Here is a 15894-nt window from a genome sequence, read left to right as displayed (position 1 = left end):
GTCTACTATTTGTAGTATTTTCGCTTGCCTTCCTTGTATCTAAACTATATTGAACCGACTATAGTAGAAAAAATTGAATAAAAGAAAAGGTTAATTACAGCCAAGCGCTAAATTCATAAAGTTATGCTGAAAAATGACGCTAACAAGTGATGCTAAAAACGCAAGCCAACAAACTAGCTGTCAGTTTTGGCACAAAAGCGTTCATACAATAAATGTAACACCGCCAAGGCATCGTCGCTGGCAATACTATAATAAATTTGCTTGCCTTCGCGGCGGGTCGTCACCAGCGCATCTTTGCGTAGAATACCAAGCTGCTGTGACAAGCTTGGCTGACCAACACCGACTAAGCTTTCAAGCTCGCTGACGCAATATTCTCCTTGAGTCAACTGACATAAGAGTAATAAGCGATCAGGATGTGAAAGCGACTTTAATAATTGGCTGGCTTGCATGGACGCTTGCTGCATTTGCTCAGCAAGGTCTTTAGGGGCAAAGTCTGCTACGCTAGATGACGCATCATCAATGCTGGTAGTCGAGGTGCTCAATGCTGAAGTAGAAGTAGTCAGAGCAAGCTCCTTATATAAGACATAATAAAAAATTTAGGATTAATAGCTAAGATAAGATTAATTATCAATGATATTGCCACGGATAGCAAGTTATCATTATTTACATTATATAAATTGATAAAATGTTAAATCGTTGTTATATTGGTATGCATCGTTGATAAATATGTGGCGGTCAATACGATAAGCTGAAGCCGGTGCATATTATACTGAACAATTTATCAAAAAATAAAATATTCATCTAAAAGCAAAGAGGTAGCCATGCAAGTTCATTCATTCTTACATAGCGACACAGAAACTTATACTCACGTACTCGCGGACGTTCAACAACAAGTCTGTGCCATCATCGATCCTGTATTGGATTTTGATGCTAAGTCAGGGCGCACGAGTACTACTAGCGTCGATGAGGTGATAGGGTTCGTCCGCGAGCATGGTTGGGAGCTGGTTTATATCATAGAGACTCATGCGCATGCTGACCATATATCCGCCGCGATACATGTCAAAGACGCACTTGGCGGGCAGTTGGTCATCGGTCAACATATCACCGAAGTGCAAAAAATATTTAAGCAAATATTCAACTTTGATACCAGCTTTCGCACCGATGCCAGCCAGTTCGATATTCTAACGGATGAGGGCGATACTTTGGCGCTTGGCAATATTACTATTACGGTCATGTATGTACCGGGTCATACGCCGGCAGATATGGCCTATATTGCTACTGATGATGAAAAGACCGTGGTCTTTGTTGGTGATACTTTATTTGCTCCTGATGTCGGGACGGCTCGCTGTGACTTTCCAGGTGGGGATGCCAAGACGCTGTACCACTCAATCAAGAAGCTCCTTGCGCTCCCTGAAGATACGATAATATATCTGTGCCATGATTATCCAAGCAAGGGTCGCCAGCACTGTCCAACCACGACTGTCGCTGCACAAAAACTGGGCAATATCCATGTCAAAGATGGTATCAATGAAGCAGAGTTTGTGCAAATGCGTGAGCGCCGCGATGCCACTCTTGACATGCCGCGTCTAATTATTCCGTCGGTACAAGTAAACATCGATGCAGGTCATTTCCCAGAGCCAGGAGACAATGGTACCCGTTATCTCAAAGTACCGATTAATGTACTTGGGCAATAAGACAGATATCAGGATAAGTAAACATCAGAAGAAGCAAACATTATAAACATGCATAACGTTATGTAAGCACAATACGAGTATAAGCCATCATAATGCTAGTCTTTACCGTAAACACAGGGCTATATTACTCCTCTACCATTGAGTCTTCACACTTAAGGATTGAACCATGGAAATTAATATCGGCAGTACTGAGCGTTTACTACGTATCATCGCGGGTGTTGTGATTATCGGCTTGGGTTTGTATTTTCAAAGCTGGTGGGGCGTGATTGGCTTAGTGCCTTTACTCACAGGACTCTTCCGCTTTTGTCCTTTGTATAAAATGCTTGGGATGAATACCTGCAAGCGTTAAACAGTCGCTAGATTTATTGTCATAAATACATAATCAAGCATGGGTATTGGATACTTTGATTGACCAATACCCATGCTACTTGCATAGGAGTCTTATAATGAGTGAGCAAAACTCTCATCTGGTCTGCCCACATTGTCAGGCAACCAACCGCATACCAGCGGCCAAACTTAGTGCTGCGCCAAATTGTGGCAAATGTGGTCAGCTGTTATTAACGGGTAGTCCTCATGAACTAAACGCCCAAACGGTTCGTAAAGTCATTCAAAAAAATGAGGTCTTGACCATCGTTGATTTTTGGGCGAGTTGGTGTCAGCCGTGTCTAATGATGGCACCGCAGTTCAAAGCCGCAGCGGCTCAACTGCCACAAGTAGTGTTTGCCAAAATACAAACAGATAAATATGAGCAAGCGGCGGCACCTTATAATATTCGCAGTTTGCCAACCATGGTGGCTTTTAAAAATGGTAGAGAGATAGCACGGCAGTCAGGTGCGTTACCTAGCGATCAAATTGTTCAGTGGGTACAAAGCTTACATTCTTGAGTTTTAACGGATTATGATTATAAAAAAGCCAGTATGCTTATTGCATGCTGGCTTTTTTCATAACAAACACTATCTAAAGTCATCAAAGGATTGAACAGTTAAATATTATTTATCAAACTTAACTTATTAAATATAATCTATTAAACATAACCTATCACGCATTACTCGCCATAAATCTTAACACCATTGGCAAAGCTACAACGCTGAATGCGGGCGGATTGAATGATGGCATCACGCTCGCCATAGAGCCGTGATAATTTTGCATCGCGCGCCTTGGTATTGTTGCTTTTGCCAACGCCAAAGCTAATATTAGGGGAGATGCCCCAACGTCCCGCAGAAACCCCAACCCCGACACCTGAGGCGGATAAAGTTGATTGTTCGTTGCGCGCCGCATCGACATAGCGATTGACGCGGGTATATTCTTGACTAAGGGCTTGGCAATCGTAACTTTGATACGTACTTGGTGGCACATATTGTGGCGTGACATTACCCGTCGAGGCACAGCCTGAGAGACCAAAAATGCCAGCTGTCGCCAGTAGTGTCGCTGCAGTAAGAGTTTTCATAGTGGCTCCATTAGGCTAGGTTGAGGCGATTGTATTTATGTAAGATAGCAAAAATAATGGGATTAAGATATTGAAAATATAGCAATTATTAAATATTTTCAATGCTAGTAATATAAGTATTTGTGCAATCAAAATATGATATGTTTATTAAAATAAGTTACTAGGTTTAGCAAAGGCTAGTACCACAATGCCCACATACGCCGCTCCAGCAATAAGAATACCGGTCTTTCTTTGACTAGATGTGGCGTTGTTATTAAACGCTTTGATACTGGCACTGATAGCCGCAACGAGTAAGATTACTTTTGCAAATACCCATTGTATGGGTGCATTGGCACTCATCAGCTGCATTAGCATGACTGCCCCTGACACAATAATGAGGGCATAGAGAATGTGCGAAGAGATTTTAACCACGCGTGGCGCTTGCTTGTTTGAGCTTAATACCAAATAGCTCTGATATAAAAACAGTGCAATGAGCAATACAGCCATGAGCATGTGTAGATGTTTCATGAGATATTCTTTCCTTTAAAGGTGCAGTTTCAGCGCTTACTGGTTACATATAATGATGGTATGGAAAACACTATCTTCGCAATAGTTCGTTATTAGCCCTTGTTTTGTCCAGCACATAACGGACTATCAGGGCTTTGACCTTGCCATTCTATTGGGGTATAAGCATGAATCGCTAAAGCATGGATTTGACCGCCTTGCGAGGTTAATAAGGAGTTTGCCAGTCCATATACAAGCTGATGGCGTGCGACCAATCTTTTGCCTTCAAAAGCATCACTAACAATCGTAAGCTTAAAATGGCTTTCTTTACCATCAAAATAACCAGAATGATTCATTGACTCATTCAACAATTCTATATGTTGCGGCTGCAACGCTTGTAGCTCAGCATTGAGCGCATCAGCAGTCGGTGTTTTACTCATAATAATCTTTCCATATATTTTGCCTAATAGTACTTGGCGGTATCATACTTAGCAATTTGTGAATTGCAAATAATGCCCATTATAGCAGACGCTATTAGCGGTAAAACCTGCTATTAAGTGGCGTGTGCCTGTAAGCGATTACACTTTTGAGCTATCCTGTTTCTAAAAAATATAGCTATGAAAGATATTCTTTTTAACATACTGTCTTTAATGACGATAAATAATAGCCAGTCATGGCAAGTAGCGGCATCTGTTAGCTATCAGCATAAAAAAGCAGAGCACAATTGATAGCCTGTACTCTGCTTTTATAAGTAACAATCATTATAAGTAACAGCCATTTACTCAAAGCATGAAATCTAACAATCTTGTTAGCGACGCGCTTTTTGATAAAGCGGCATCACTTTAGGCATTAATGATTGCAATTGAGCAATACGATTGCTGCTTGTCGGGTGAGTGCTTAAAAACTGCGGTGGCTCACCTTGACTCGCGCTTTGCATTTTTTGCCATAAGGTAACCGCTGCTTGCGGATTATAGCCAGCACGTGCCATTAACTCTAGACCAATCTGATCGGCTTCAGCTTCTTGTGTGCGACTGTGTGGACGGCTCAGCCCCAAATCCCCAGCAACGTTTGCTAGCTCAGCTTGACCTTGTGACAGTCCAAAGATGCTAGCAGCCACGCCGATACCAGTCTGTGTCGCATATTGGCGTGAGAGACGTTCACGTGAGTGCTCACGCAGCGCATGTGACATCTCATGACCCATAATAGCCGCAATCTCGTCATCGGTGAGATTCAAGCGGTCAATGATACCCGAGTAAAACATGATTTTACCACCCGGTACCACAAAGGCATTCAGCTCATTAGATTTGATCGTATGCACTTCCCATTGCCATTTCGCCGCATCTGGACGGTAGACGCCGACCTGACCGACCAAACGATTAGCGATGTTCTTTAAGCGATTAAGCTGAGCTTTATTGGTATCTAGTACGCCGCGCGCTTTTGCTTCTTGCAACGTTTTGGCATAACTCTGTGCAGACAGCTGCAAAACTTGCTCACTAGAAACCAGTAATAGCTGCTGACGGTCAACGCCAACGGCCCCAGTACTGGTGGTGCTGGTACAGCCTGTCAGGGCTAGTGCCGACAATGAAGCGGCCATCACGGTGCTGATCAGTAATTTTTTCATAATAAACATCCTCGCTGTAAATGATAAAAAGTAAAATAGAACAAAGCGGCTATTAATAACAAAGTGACTGTTATCAAAGCGGCTATTAATAACAAAGTGATTATTATCAAAGCGACTATCGTTGAAACAATTGTCGTTCAAATGACTCGTATTAAATTTTTTTGTGGAATAAAGAGTCAAAGCAGCAAGTAAGGCAATTTTTTATTAATGTTCTACCTATGCTTGCTACGCGACCTCAACAGTAAAATTTTACCCGAACTGTCATTAGGCATAAGTATAATAATGTTACTAAGGCAAAACCAATGCAGGAAAAGTAACAATACAACGTAGGATTGTAAGTGAGAGGGACGTTGACACCAACAAATCTATTTTTCGATACTAACGTCTATAAACTTGATAGGCGGCATAAATCTCAGTCAAAAAATAGTCTCATAGGTAATGAGACACTACCTACAAGGACAGAGCTTTAGATTTTTAACATTATTGTGAAAAATAATTGATATTATTTAAAATAAATAATTATTTCTAAATCAATTATTTATGATAATTACATCAATAAATAGCGAGTTAAAGACATACTATTGGAAACAAACGTTAAAAATAAGGTTGACAGGGTTAGAATATCTGATAGAATAGCCAGCCTATCGAGACGGAGTTGTTGTTAACAACACTACAATTCGATAATCAGCGGGAATAGCTCAGTGGTAGAGCATAACCTTGCCAAGGTTGGGGTCGAGAGTTCGAATCTCTTTTCCCGCTCCAAATATGGCTTGAAAAAGCATCAAGGCCTCACTTTATTGTGAGGCTTTTTTTTTGTCCTGATTTTAAGGGTTGTCATTGTTTTTTAAGAATATTTCGATGACATGCCAAGTTACTATCGACGGAATTCACGACATAGATTACTAAAAGTTGTAGCGCCAAAACTAAGTTACAAAAGGTGGTCAATTTGACACATTAGGCTCAGTTCAATCATGCATAATTATATAGATCGTTTAAACGAATATAACAACAAATAATCCATCTATAAATAATGATGATAATAAGGAATAATTATGCAAGAATTCAAACATAGAGCATTTAATGAATTATTTGATCTGTCAGGAAAAACCGCAATTGTGACAGGTGGTGCAAATGGTATTGGTAAAGCAACGGCGTTACGTCTAGCACAAGCTGGGGCAAATATCGCTATTGCTGATTTAAAGTTAGAAGATGCAAAGGCTGCGGTCAAGGATATCGAAGTGTATGGTGTCAAAGGCTTGGCAGTCGAATGTAATATCTTAAAAGATGAAGATTTGGTCGCTATGGTAGACAAGGTCGTCGCTGAATTTGGCACTGTCAATATTTTAATCAATAATGCTGGTGGCGGCGGCGGTGGTCGTGAAAACCCAGCCACCGCATCGGTCGATGATATTCGCCGTGACTTTGAGTTAAATGTGTTTAGTGGCTGGCGCTTGTCTCAATTATGCGTGCCACACATGAAAGCGTCGGGTTATGGTTCGATTGTATTTACCACTTCGATGTCGAGTATCAATAAAAGCCCGAACATGAGTGGTTATGCAGGATCAAAAGCGGCTGTCAATCATATGGTGGCGAACTTGGCACATGATTTTGGCCCTGAGGTACGCGTCAATGCGGTTGGCCCTGGTGCCACGCGTACTGATGCGTTAAAAACCGTACTAACACCAGAAATCGAAAAGAAAATGCTAGAGCATACGCCGATTCAACGTTTGGGTGAAGCCGATGATATCGCTGGTGCTATGCTGTACTTTGCCGCACCACTATCTGAGTGGGTCAGTGGTCAAACCATATTTGTGAATGGCGGCGGTGTGCAAACCTTAGACTAAGCTTATCTGCATATGAAAGTATTTAAACCATGATGTTAAAGCTATAGTAAATAGTAAAAGAACTGTTATGAAAAGCGTCATCCAACGTATAGTTGGGTGACGCTTTTATCGTTTTAAGCCTATGTTCTACGATAAAGGTGCTGGCGCATTGATAGGCTGTATCTTTCAATTGACTGAATATGCTCAATTGATGATATTCAAGTTATTCAAAGCAAATATGGGCAACCTCATTGCAAAAGGTTTGCTTGCCATTTTTGAAGCCTGCTATGGCTTGAGAATTGATTCTAATCGCTTCTACCGCGTCTTTCGCTTCTAATATGACTAGGGTAGCCGGTGCTCCTACTTTAATCTCCGTTTGCCGTGACGAAAGCTTCGCTGCATTTTTGCTAATCATATCGAATACCTCCGCTATCTGCTCATCTTTTGCTAATTGAGTGATATTGGCATACATATTTGCCATTCTAATTAGTGAGGCATCACCGTAAGGCGTGAAAGCATTTAAAATATTATTGCTAGAAATAGTCGTATTGATGCCCATTGCTAATAGCTCATTGGCGTTGACCATGCCTCTAGGAATGAGCGTATCATAATCACGTCCATTCAAAAATATGTCGGTAGCTGGTAACACGGTCAAGGTAATGTCAGCGAATTTAAGTAACGCAGCCATTTCAATACGTTTGTCTTTGTCCATCGCCGACAGTTTAGTCACATGACCAATAGATATGCGACCTTGATAATGGCGCTTGATGGTTTCTTCAACCAATTTTGGAATGCTCGAGCCTTGTGGATCCAGATCAAAATCCAGATGAAAATCAACATCGACGTCAAACTGCTCAGCCAAATCAAACAGCATTTCAATATGCTTGTGAGGATTCTCATCTTTGTATGGACATCCGCCAACCAAATCAGCGCCTTGCGACAATGCCAGTTTTAGTAGCTCATAAGTATGCAGGTCATTGCTCAATCCTGATTGCGCAAAGGCGCAAATCTCTATATCGATGGCAAATGCATAGGTATCGCGGGCTTTTTTGATGGCATTAAAGGCACGCATCTCTGTTTTTGAATCTGTTTCAACAAAGGTGCGCAGACCAACGGTGCCTTTTTTAATCGCCATCTCAATCACTCGTGAAGCACGATTAAACACATCTACTTCCGTAAAATCCTTTTTAGCCTTACCTGTTTCTTCAACAGCCTCGTTTAAATCACCTTGCTCTATAGTACAGCGATCAAGGATGCAGGCTTTATCAAGGTGAATGTGGCTCTCATAGAATCCTGCACAGACAAAGTAACCTTTAGCATCGTAAAGTGCTCTTGGCGCATCATCATGTTCAGTTTTTTTTGCAACGTCGTCAATACTTTCAATATAAGCGCCATTTATACTGATATTAACCAAGTTTTTATGATTGGGTAATTGGGCATTTTTTATAAGTAAATCGGGCATCATTTTTCCTTGTTTCTTTGCTTGGAGTGATTCAACGATCAATGGCATTTTAGTGTCAAGAGTGGGGGTTTTAAGCTTTAAATCCGCATGACTATTCGATGTTTTTATTTTTTCCTACTCAACGGTCGTTTTTTGTTCATGAGTGGTTAGGGGCAAGCGTCATCGAGTCTAATATATGGAATATAATGACCACCGCTACGGTATGTAGACTTTGTTTATAAATAGACTATATGGTTTTTACCAAAAAACATACTTAGTTATTGATATTTTATTGTTATAATTATCTTATAAATTTTTAGTGTACGTTAAGATATACTAATAATAAAAAAGAGTAAATAATAAGCTAAATTTAGCTTCATAGCTTGAAACTACGAAGGCATTTCTGTGATGGAATGACTTCATTTAAATACAATCAGATAAACAGGAAAAAGTATGTCAAATATCGATGAGTCGTTACAAGAGTTAATGAATCTTGATGGTGCAATGGGTGGCTGTATCGTCGACTATATGTCAGGCATGGTACTTGGTATGGCTGGCGGCGGCGTTGACTTAGAACTTGCAGCAGCAGGTAACTCGCAAGTGGTAAAGGCGAAAGTAGCAACGATGAAGTCATTAGATATCAAAGGTGAAATCGAAGATATGTTGATCACCTTGGAGTCTCAACTGCACATCATCCGTCCTACAGCCAAGCATGAAGACTTGTTTATTTATTTGGTGCTTGATAAATCAAAAGCCAATCTTGCATTAGCCCGCCGTAAGGTACAAGCGGTAGAAAATAAACTAGAGGTATAATTCGGTTGGTCGTGTTCAAAAAATGAGTGATTTATCAAACTCTCCTTGTTGCTTATCGCGCCTTAAACAAGACAAGACTGGCAACAAGGTCAAATTCGTTATGTACGTACTGTACATAGCGAATTATTATTTTATAAGCAGTAGGAATAACTTAACGAGCGTGAGCCGTTTTATCAAGTGGTGGCAAAATGAAGTGTATTGCATACGTCAGTAGAGTGCCTATCAGTGATCGTACTATTCGAATGCCTACTGGGTTATCAGACATCGTTAGCGTCTCTCGTAAGCATAATCCAAAATCGCAAATTACGGGTATCATCTCTTACCGTGACGGTCAGTATCTGCAAGTGCTAGAAGGCCCTCATCTGGAAGTAGACAAGTTAATGAGTAAGATAGCTTCTGATCCTAGACATGAAGATCTTTGGGTGTTTTTGGATGTGCGCGTGATCAAACGCAGCTTTAATAATTGGGCTGTGAGCGTGTTTGATTTTGTGGATCAAGGCAACTTTTTTAATGCGTTCATTGAGAATAATAGCGCTGTGTTAAACAGCTTTAATGAGTCTCAACAAAGACGTATTCAACCGTTTATTGATATAAAAAAATCTGATACGGTGCCTGAAAAGTATTATGAAGGTAAAGATTTAAGATTGCTGGCATGGCCTGATCTCAACAATGAAAGCCAGCCGCAAATGATTATGAACCTGTGTATTAAATTGACTAAAAAGCCTTATTCGTTTAATGCACTAGCGGATAGTGGTGATTTTGGCAGCCATCATCAAGTCACACAGATTATCAGAGAGTTTGATCGTTTAGGTTTATTGAGTGTCACAGAGGCAGCACCGATACACGAGCAAACCGTAAATGAGAAAAAACCTAATAAATTTTATGGTGCGATCAAAAAATTCTTAGGAATGAGGTAAAAAATTGAATTATCAGAAGCTAGCAATCATTGGTGAAGTAGGTGCTGGAAAAACTCGGTTGGTCAAGACATTAAGCGAGATAAGCCCCATCGAAACAGAAGCAAAATCTAGTATCGATATCGGTAAAGAGTATACGACGGTCGGCATCGATTATGGACGCATCACTCTGTCTGACGATATGGCACTAGGTATTTACGGTGTGCCAGGTCAAGAGCGGTTTTCTTTTTTATGGGAGTTTGTCAATCAGTCGCTATGGGGATTGCTCATTTTGATTAGATATGGCGAGACACCCGATTATGCCAATTTAGATAAGCTGTTACACTTTTTTGCACCAGAAAAAAATCAGACCACGTGTATCATTGGCATCACTCATTGCGAAGATGCTGACAAAGATAGTCTTTCAGCACTGGGACAAGAAATAAGAGTGATGTTGATGCAGCATAACGTGGTGGCACCTGTGCTCCATACAGATCCTAGAAACAGAGAGTCCGCCGTGTCTCTGTTGTCATTATTTAATACCCTTAATAATCAAGACTAATGCCAGATATGACTATGTTAAAAGAAAAATTAGACGAAAAATCACCAGCAAAAATAGCGTTATTAAGCCACATGAAAGCATTGTGTGACGCCAATAGAGAAGTCATATTGGTTAGCTTATGCACCACAGATGGCTTTCCCATTAGTTGCTTTTCGATCAGTGAATTGAGCAATCAAACGGACAAGTTTGCAGCGATGAGTAGTACGCTATCAGCGCTGAGCGATTCATCCGCGAGTCAAATGAAGCAGGGCAAGTGCGACATCACTATTGTCGAAGCCACTGCTGGAAATATGCTATTTGTCAAAACTGACTATATCGGTAAGCCGTGTGTATTGACCGTGGTAGCGCAGAATAAGATGGCACTAGCAGAAGCAAGATATAAGACCAAAAAACTAATTGGTGTCATTTCTGCTATCACTGAGTAAGGCGCACAAGTAACCAAGATTGTTGGATTCGTCAGGCTATAAGCGATAATTCGACTGTGATAGACATGTGATATTATTTGCGTGATCAAATATCGACATTGTATTCAGATATCGACACTGTATTCAGATATCGACACTGTATTCAGGTATCAACCTTGTATAAAGGTAATGCCCTGACCTTTGACGACCATATCTACCAAAAACGCACCATTAGTGGCATTAATTTTGGCATGAATCCTATGCTTAAGCTTTCTGCCTTCTTCGTCCGTCAGCTTTAGGTTGCTGGTTGTGCCCAGACCATATTGTAAAAATTCATGATTCTCCAAATCTGCTAACGTCTCAAGTAATCCCATTCTGCTCAGATAATCGGGACTGGCACAGAGTGAATAACGAATCAGCGCCAGCCGTTTTGTTTGGTCGCTGGAATCTTGCAGCTCTTAATGCGAACAGCGAGCTCATACCCTTCTTCGATCAAGTCAATGTCGATCAGGAAAATCCAACTCAACGTTTAGGACGGGACAGCAGTGCTGTATCTATCGGTGATGGCGCGTAATAAAGAGTTTTTACAACACATTGCATAGAGGCTTGTCGCATATTAACTATCGGACAAATAGGCTGAATTTGTGCTGTTGGTTCTATTCTAAAATGAATGGCTCTATTCTGAAGTAAACGGTTCTGCTGTGGCTATTTGACGCTATGTTTACAGTGTTATTGTTCTGAAATTTAGAGGAGTTAATTACAGTAAATAAATTTTTTTGAGAGCTTATTTTTTATAACTTGTTATTTGCTAGCTTAATACACAAAGCACCACTTAACGGATTGTTGAGCGGTGCTTTTTTGAGTCAAGATATCAGTTTTAGATAGTGGTTTTTTAGGTACTAATTCTAACGATACCGAGCTTAAAGATACTAAGCTTAAAGATACTATCAAGGATAAATAGTTAGGCTTTGCTTTTTTTACGACCCATCAAGCTATTAGCTACCCATGCTGGACCAATTAATAAGAATTGTAAGTCTTCAAAAAATGAGGGTTTTTTGCCTTCAATTTTATGACCAATGAACTGTCCAATCCAAGCAACCACAAAAACAGCTGCCCAAACCTTAAAGCCCCATGGTAATAATGTCATTACTGACAAACAAATAAGAATAAACATTCCCATAGCCAAGAATAACGGCGTGGATAGACGCATATAAAATAACAATACCAACGCGCTAAGTACCAAGGTAAACCAGACTGATAGCGACATGCCCATGCCTAACAGGCTGACAAATATCGTGGGAACGCATAGCCAATGGATCTTCTTATTGAGTAGGTTTTGATGACTGACAGAATATTCACTAAGCCATTGCTCAAGTGTGCGTTTAGACAGGCGTTTTTGCTGAGTACGAGACATACTAACCTCCATGTTAGTAGATAAATTGAAAAATCTCTCCTATCAGTTGTAGCATTAATTGAGCCAGTCCACCACATTATCTGATAGACGCCACAGTCAAAACCTATAACGTTATCAACATGTTTGCCAATATCTGCGAGCTCTTTGGTTTTATTCTTTTAAGATATCACCACTTATGACCATACAAGATAAGCGTTAACCTTGTTCACTGCGCTGCCATTCATACAAACCAATAAAGGCGTTTATTTGATATATCATAGTTTGAATGGCAAAAATGTAATTGCCTGACATTAGATTGACGATGAGCCAGACAAAGTTAACGATAATCCATAACCACCAGTTAAATGAATAGCGCAAAATCATCGCGGCTTGTGCAGTAATGGAGAGGACAAAAGCAATGACGTTGATCCAAAAGAAGGAAATAAATCCTAGGAATTTACTATTATCATCTTCAACCACTGCATAGCCATAGCTGGCTAGTAAATTATTTACCGTGGGGAAAAGTGCGAGACCAATAATAATAAAGGCGGCGGTAATCAACCAAACCGCTTTGCTCGCCGCCTTTGGTATCATGTCGCCATCAGGATCGGTATGTTTTGACCAATAAAAAATACCGTAGACATGGGTGAAAAAGTTAAAGAGCGGCGCGAGCATCAAACCGACTGCACCAGACGTCGCCTGCACGACGACTTCTCCCGCAGTCGCTGCCATTCCCAGCCCGTTGCCCATGACGTTTTTGCGAAATGATAGCGAAGCCACACAGACCAAACCAACGAAAGACACGCCCAAATAAAACATATCAAGCGTGGTGTGTTCTGTTGTGAGCCAAAAACCTGCGGATAAGGCTATCATCCCGCAAATGAACCAAGTGACAATCCATTGCATCGCCCACTTTCCAGTAATATTATCTAATAGCTGAATACGCATAAAGCCTTTTTCCTTAAAGTATTAAAACTACAATGAGTTCTTATTTTATTTTTTAGTATCATATTATTTTTGTATTATCGCTATTCTTGCCATCGCTATTTTTACCATCTCCTCTATCTGCCATAAACATACTGATCGATAAGCAGCAGCGCTTGCTGATAGCGCGCATCGTAATCTGGCTGATCAACCATATGTGGTTTGATATCATGACGAGCAAAAATATCGACAAGACGTCGCTCAAAGCGTCCACGCGCCTCAGGCGTGCCCAATGAGCGCATACCATCATCAATCCACGGCGTATTGTTATCCAGCATAATGGTATGATCTAAGCGAAACTCATCGATACAAGCCGCCACAAAAGGATGGCTGCGACCTTCATATTCTTCACAAAATGCTTGAGTGGTCACAAAATCGGTATCAACGATGGTGACAGGAGCGGTCGCATTAGCCGCCACATCTCTTATAGCTTGAGCATGCTGAAGGGCAATCGGACCATAGTCATTATATTGTAGACCGACTTCACTACCGCCCAAATCTGTACCGACATATAAGCGTCCCATCTCTAAAGCAAAGCTGGCGCCATAATAATTGGCCAGTTTATGCACCAATGTGGTCTTACCCGAACTTTCGCCGCCAACAATCGCCACCGTTTTGGTATAGTCGCCGCGCGCTTGCGGGTGAATAGCTGACCAATGCGCGACTGGATTACGAGCGATGGCATAAGAATCAAACTCAGGCTGTAACGGGGTCGTGACGACTGGTATCGATAATCGCTCATAGACATCACTCTGCGCCAATGGGTGGTTTTCTGCGACAAACAAGACTGTATCTGCTGGTAAGTCGAGCGCTGTCGTCAAACGTTGTAGTTTGGCATTGCTGGCAGGAATGTCGATTGTCACATCGACGAAGCTATCATGTAGCGGCAGCTCAATCTCATGAGTGGTATGAATTTGGATAAATGGTAAATCAGCACACGCCATCTGTAGCCAACGTGCTTTGTCTTGCAAAGTAATGTCAAAGTCTGGATGCGGTGCTGGATGCGCCATAATGATAATATGCAAGGTTTTCGTTTGTCCTGCCGCAGCCAATATACTGCGCATTTGACCTAAATGTAGTGGCTCAAAATGTCCAATCATCAAGCCTGACTCGTACATAGCTTTCCTTAATTTTTATTCATGCTTCATCGCACTAATTTTATCGATAGACTGCTGGAATATCTGTTATTTACCAGCATGTTATAAAGGTTTAAGGCGATTTACAGGTAGGTTATTGTAAAGGGGTGTTTTTTTATATGACTTTTTTCTGATAAAAATATGACCAAGTTATTAATTTAACTGTGATTGTTTGACTATCTCACCATTTCTGAAGTTCCATCTACACAATATCTATGTGCTGAAAATGGCTAAATATTGGATTTGTAACAACATGTGTAATATGGCAGCAATAAAGCTAATTGTGAAACATTTTGAAATAACTATTTAAAATCAGCAGTTTATGAGGTTTTATGACAGATTAGGGCAAGCTTGGTTAGCATAAACTCACAAAGTACGTCTATACGTTCAACAGATAAATATTAAATAGTTGCTATACTTATTCATAAGTTAAGAAGGCTAAGTAGTTTCCTGACTAGAATCGGAAAAAAAGCATAAAAATAGAAGAAAAAAAGTAAAAAGCAGAATTTTAAATAACAATAGAAATGATAGAGAGGTATTTGATTTGGCTAAACTAGCAAAACTACATCGCTCACAGAACAATCGCATGATAGCAGGTGTGATGGGCGGCATTGCCGAATACGTTGGTTGGTCACCAACTTGGGTGAGAGTATTATTCGTGATTATCTCATCTTTGAGTGCAGCAGTACCTGGCATCTTAATTTATATAATTTTATGGATAATCATGCCAAAAGCGACTAATGCCTCTTACCAGTAAAGTTATTTCATATTTGCTCGTATCTTTTTAACAGCTTAATAGCAGTTTAACAGCTTAATAGCAGTATCGTTTTAATAGAATTACTATAGAAATTAGTTCAGATAGATTTTTACCAAAAAAAGAGAATAGCAGTTCGACTAAAAAACAAAAAGCCTGACTCATCAGGATACCAAAGACATACTTTTCCTCCTGCCCAGATGCTCGCGCATTTGGGTATTTTTTTATCTGCTACTTTTGTGCCTCCTATATTGCAGCAGTTTGATTATAAATGAGCCTTATAACGACTCGTTTAGGTCTGTAGCATAAATTTAATTGATGTAAATATAGATAAAATAGTCAATTTTTAGTAAGGTGAGCAGGCAAATAGAGTTGTTGCCGAATAGGCTATACGAGTGCTATCAAAACTTTATTTATAAATATCCATTCCACAGTGGCTTTACTAT

General features: G+C 40.4%; 19 protein-coding genes and 1 tRNA gene. 10 read left to right on the top strand and 10 right to left on the bottom strand.

Translation table 11 applies throughout. The features are described from left to right. Nucleotides 1–173: 173 nt before the first annotated feature. On the bottom strand, nucleotides 174–542 hold the full coding sequence (locus JMY05_RS08915; protein ID WP_319020723.1) for an ArsR/SmtB family transcription factor: 369 nt from the start codon (nucleotides 540–542) through the stop codon (nucleotides 174–176). Between the two features lie 279 nt (nucleotides 543–821). Here JMY05_RS08915 and JMY05_RS08910 point away from each other — a divergent pair, with 279 nt between their 5' ends. From JMY05_RS08910 to trxC, 3 genes are all read left to right on the top strand, one after another. Then, complete coding sequence (locus tag JMY05_RS08910; protein ID WP_201614860.1) at nucleotides 822–1694, top strand: MBL fold metallo-hydrolase; 873 nt, start codon at nucleotides 822–824, stop codon at nucleotides 1692–1694. A 166-nt stretch (nucleotides 1695–1860) separates the two neighbouring features. Beyond that, complete coding sequence (locus tag JMY05_RS08905) at nucleotides 1861–2043, top strand: DUF2892 domain-containing protein (RefSeq protein ID WP_045444095.1); 183 nt, start codon at nucleotides 1861–1863, stop codon at nucleotides 2041–2043. 97 nt (nucleotides 2044–2140) lie between these two features. Further along, nucleotides 2141–2578 carry a thioredoxin TrxC gene (gene trxC, locus JMY05_RS08900; RefSeq protein WP_045444096.1) on the top strand — a complete coding sequence of 146 codons (438 nt, stop codon included), beginning with the start codon at nucleotides 2141–2143 and terminating at the stop codon, nucleotides 2576–2578. Nucleotides 2579–2739: 161 nt separating this feature from the next. Here trxC and JMY05_RS08895 read toward each other — a convergent pair whose 3' ends face one another. From JMY05_RS08895 to JMY05_RS08880, 4 genes are all read right to left on the bottom strand, one after another. Further along, nucleotides 2740–3141: a hypothetical protein gene (locus tag JMY05_RS08895; RefSeq protein WP_045444098.1), complete on the bottom strand. Its 402-nt coding sequence runs from the start codon at nucleotides 3139–3141 to the stop codon at nucleotides 2740–2742. Nucleotides 3142–3288: 147 nt separating this feature from the next. After that, nucleotides 3289–3648 (bottom strand): SirB2 family protein, encoded by a 360-nt coding sequence (locus JMY05_RS08890; protein WP_201614858.1) that lies wholly within the window; start codon nucleotides 3646–3648, stop codon nucleotides 3289–3291. 92 nt (nucleotides 3649–3740) lie between these two features. Further along, entirely contained in the window at nucleotides 3741–4064 is a 324-nt protein-coding gene (locus tag JMY05_RS08885) for a BolA family protein (protein ID WP_055124744.1), read from the bottom strand. Nucleotides 4065–4432: 368 nt separating this feature from the next. After that, complete coding sequence (locus JMY05_RS08880) at nucleotides 4433–5245, bottom strand: M48 family metallopeptidase (RefSeq protein WP_201614856.1); 813 nt, start codon at nucleotides 5243–5245, stop codon at nucleotides 4433–4435. Nucleotides 5246–5932: 687 nt separating this feature from the next. Here JMY05_RS08880 and JMY05_RS08875 point away from each other — a divergent pair. Further along, nucleotides 5933–6007 (top strand) — tRNA-Gly (locus JMY05_RS08875). Nucleotides 6008–6297: 290 nt separating this feature from the next. Next, nucleotides 6298–7089, top strand: a complete 792-nt coding sequence (locus JMY05_RS08870; RefSeq protein WP_193007180.1) for a glucose 1-dehydrogenase — start codon at nucleotides 6298–6300, stop codon at nucleotides 7087–7089. Between the two features lie 202 nt (nucleotides 7090–7291). Here JMY05_RS08870 and JMY05_RS08865 read toward each other — a convergent pair whose 3' ends face one another. Continuing rightward, nucleotides 7292–8530, bottom strand: a complete 1239-nt coding sequence (locus JMY05_RS08865; RefSeq protein ID WP_045444101.1) for an amidohydrolase family protein — start codon at nucleotides 8528–8530, stop codon at nucleotides 7292–7294. Between the two features lie 432 nt (nucleotides 8531–8962). Between JMY05_RS08865 and JMY05_RS08860 the strand changes: the two genes are divergently transcribed. The 4 genes from JMY05_RS08860 (at nucleotide 8963) to JMY05_RS08845 (ending at nucleotide 11202) form a co-directional block, all read left to right on the top strand. Next, entirely contained in the window at nucleotides 8963–9322 is a 360-nt protein-coding gene (locus JMY05_RS08860) for a hypothetical protein (RefSeq protein ID WP_045444104.1), read from the top strand. Nucleotides 9323–9510: 188 nt separating this feature from the next. Continuing rightward, complete coding sequence (locus tag JMY05_RS08855) at nucleotides 9511–10239, top strand: BLUF domain-containing protein (RefSeq protein WP_201614854.1); 729 nt, start codon at nucleotides 9511–9513, stop codon at nucleotides 10237–10239. A 4-nt stretch (nucleotides 10240–10243) separates the two neighbouring features. Further along, nucleotides 10244–10777, top strand: coding sequence for a GTP-binding protein (locus tag JMY05_RS08850; RefSeq protein WP_060491787.1), 534 nt, complete (start codon nucleotides 10244–10246; stop codon nucleotides 10775–10777). A gap of 8 nt (nucleotides 10778–10785) precedes the next feature. Beyond that, nucleotides 10786–11202, top strand: a complete 417-nt coding sequence (locus JMY05_RS08845; protein ID WP_140412966.1) for a roadblock/LC7 domain-containing protein — start codon at nucleotides 10786–10788, stop codon at nucleotides 11200–11202. A 149-nt stretch (nucleotides 11203–11351) separates the two neighbouring features. Here the strand turns inward: JMY05_RS08845 and JMY05_RS13870 are convergent, their stop codons facing one another. The 4 genes from JMY05_RS13870 to nadR all read right to left on the bottom strand — a co-directional run bounded on the left by JMY05_RS13870 (nucleotide 11352) and on the right by nadR (nucleotide 14676). After that, complete coding sequence (locus JMY05_RS13870) at nucleotides 11352–11564, bottom strand: hypothetical protein (RefSeq protein ID WP_305080009.1); 213 nt, start codon at nucleotides 11562–11564, stop codon at nucleotides 11352–11354. Between the two features lie 578 nt (nucleotides 11565–12142). Next, nucleotides 12143–12595, bottom strand: a complete 453-nt coding sequence (locus tag JMY05_RS08835) for a DUF962 domain-containing protein (protein WP_045444116.1) — start codon at nucleotides 12593–12595, stop codon at nucleotides 12143–12145. A 195-nt stretch (nucleotides 12596–12790) separates the two neighbouring features. Next, the gene (gene pnuC, locus JMY05_RS08830) at nucleotides 12791–13522 is read right to left on the bottom strand and encodes a nicotinamide riboside transporter PnuC (protein ID WP_045444119.1); all 732 of its coding nucleotides are present in this window, start codon (nucleotides 13520–13522) and stop codon (nucleotides 12791–12793) included. A gap of 113 nt (nucleotides 13523–13635) precedes the next feature. After that, nucleotides 13636–14676, bottom strand: coding sequence for a multifunctional transcriptional regulator/nicotinamide-nucleotide adenylyltransferase/ribosylnicotinamide kinase NadR (gene nadR / locus JMY05_RS08825; RefSeq protein WP_045444122.1), 1041 nt, complete (start codon nucleotides 14674–14676; stop codon nucleotides 13636–13638). Nucleotides 14677–15238: 562 nt separating this feature from the next. Between nadR and JMY05_RS08820 the strand changes: the two genes are divergently transcribed. After that, a complete protein-coding gene (locus tag JMY05_RS08820) occupies nucleotides 15239–15451 on the top strand; it encodes a PspC domain-containing protein (RefSeq protein ID WP_045444125.1) in 213 nt (70 codons plus the stop codon). Nucleotides 15452–15894 lie beyond the last annotated feature (443 nt).

It is taken from the genome of Psychrobacter sp. JCM 18902, from assembly GCF_904846615.1.
Taxonomy (GTDB): Bacteria; Pseudomonadota; Gammaproteobacteria; order Pseudomonadales; family Moraxellaceae; genus Psychrobacter.
This window is presented reverse-complemented; position numbering and strand designations above follow the sequence as displayed.

Excerpts from the sequence above, each read along its gene's own strand:
- JMY05_RS08910 (WP_201614860.1), top strand. The coding sequence starts at position 822 with ATGCAAGTTCATTCATTCTTACATAGCGACACAGAAACTTATACTCAC.
- JMY05_RS08905 (WP_045444095.1), top strand. The coding sequence starts at position 1,861 with ATGGAAATTAATATCGGCAGTACTGAGCGTTTACTACGTATCATCGCG.
- trxC (WP_045444096.1), top strand. The coding sequence starts at position 2,141 with ATGAGTGAGCAAAACTCTCATCTGGTCTGCCCACATTGTCAGGCAACC.
- JMY05_RS08895 (WP_045444098.1), bottom strand. The coding sequence starts at position 3,141 with ATGAAAACTCTTACTGCAGCGACACTACTGGCGACAGCTGGCATTTTT.
- JMY05_RS08890 (WP_201614858.1), bottom strand. The coding sequence starts at position 3,648 with ATGAAACATCTACACATGCTCATGGCTGTATTGCTCATTGCACTGTTT.
- JMY05_RS08885 (WP_055124744.1), bottom strand. The coding sequence starts at position 4,064 with ATGAGTAAAACACCGACTGCTGATGCGCTCAATGCTGAGCTACAAGCG.
- JMY05_RS08880 (WP_201614856.1), bottom strand. The coding sequence starts at position 5,245 with ATGAAAAAATTACTGATCAGCACCGTGATGGCCGCTTCATTGTCGGCA.
- JMY05_RS08870 (WP_193007180.1), top strand. The coding sequence starts at position 6,298 with ATGCAAGAATTCAAACATAGAGCATTTAATGAATTATTTGATCTGTCA.
- JMY05_RS08865 (WP_045444101.1), bottom strand. The coding sequence starts at position 8,530 with ATGCCCGATTTACTTATAAAAAATGCCCAATTACCCAATCATAAAAAC.
- JMY05_RS08860 (WP_045444104.1), top strand. The coding sequence starts at position 8,963 with ATGTCAAATATCGATGAGTCGTTACAAGAGTTAATGAATCTTGATGGT.
- JMY05_RS08855 (WP_201614854.1), top strand. The coding sequence starts at position 9,511 with ATGAAGTGTATTGCATACGTCAGTAGAGTGCCTATCAGTGATCGTACT.
- JMY05_RS08845 (WP_140412966.1), top strand. The coding sequence starts at position 10,786 with ATGACTATGTTAAAAGAAAAATTAGACGAAAAATCACCAGCAAAAATA.
- JMY05_RS08835 (WP_045444116.1), bottom strand. The coding sequence starts at position 12,595 with ATGTCTCGTACTCAGCAAAAACGCCTGTCTAAACGCACACTTGAGCAA.
- pnuC (WP_045444119.1), bottom strand. The coding sequence starts at position 13,522 with ATGCGTATTCAGCTATTAGATAATATTACTGGAAAGTGGGCGATGCAA.
- nadR (WP_045444122.1), bottom strand. The coding sequence starts at position 14,676 with ATGTACGAGTCAGGCTTGATGATTGGACATTTTGAGCCACTACATTTA.